An 820-nucleotide genomic window follows, 5' to 3' on the forward strand; every position below is an offset into this window, starting at 1 on the left:
ACGATTTGCAATATGGATATTGATTCTTTCCTTTGTGGTTATTTGTGTATGCTATCTTTCATGGGCTGCACTATTCCGACCTGCGCCAGGGAATCAGCCGGAGCTATCTATCAAGGAAAAAGAGTACTTCAATAAAATGGAAGGAAAAGAGGGATGGGAGTACGTGCGTAGGAACGTATACAATATAGATAAAAGCGGTGAGTCATTACATCAACATTTGGTTAATTTGAATAAAAATTATACCTATATGCTTTGTGTAGAAATAGAGGATTCTGTAACTTTCTATTCTTTACCAAGTAAAACAGAAGATACCATAGCATTGCATCTATATAACCATGTGATTGGAATGACTCCTAAACTGAAGAAAATAGTAATATTATTCGAGTATGAAGAATGGTTAAACGAACGTTCAAGTTTAGGACATTCTCGCAAAAGTGAATATGCAGTCCGTGGGAAAAAACTTGTTAAATTAAAACACGATACAGAGTAATATCTTCAGTTAAAAGATAAATATATTCCAAGAGTTCCGTACAGAAAAGTTCGTTTCGATTGGTATAAGACTGGCAACACATTTGTAATCGATAAGAACATAGATATATATTAAGTATGGAAAAGGAAAGAAAAACTAAAACAAGGAAGAGATTTATCCTTCAGATTGTAATGTGGACCTGTATTCTCTTCTCTGTGGGCACTTGCACACGTTATATTCTGTGGGTCTCATTGCATAGAGCTAAGCCTAACAATCAGCCAAAGTATTCAGCAAAGGAAGAATCTTATTTCAAGGAGTTGGAGAAAAGGAATAATTGGAAGAATCCAGATA

The 820-nt window shown here is 34.9% G+C and carries 1 protein-coding gene and 1 pseudogene; both read left to right on the forward strand.

Features of this window, described 5'->3' with window-relative positions:
* Window positions 1-490 (forward strand): hypothetical protein (locus tag HMPREF1505_RS06980; RefSeq protein WP_036923966.1); only part of this gene is annotated, 490 nt, incomplete at its 5' end.
* A 116-nt stretch (window positions 491-606) separates the two neighbouring features.
* A pseudogene (locus HMPREF1505_RS13520) lies at window positions 607-820 on the forward strand (hypothetical protein); the annotation flags it as partial.

The organism is Prevotella sp. ICM33, from assembly GCF_000517825.1.
Classification (GTDB): domain Bacteria; phylum Bacteroidota; class Bacteroidia; order Bacteroidales; family Bacteroidaceae; genus Prevotella; species Prevotella melaninogenica.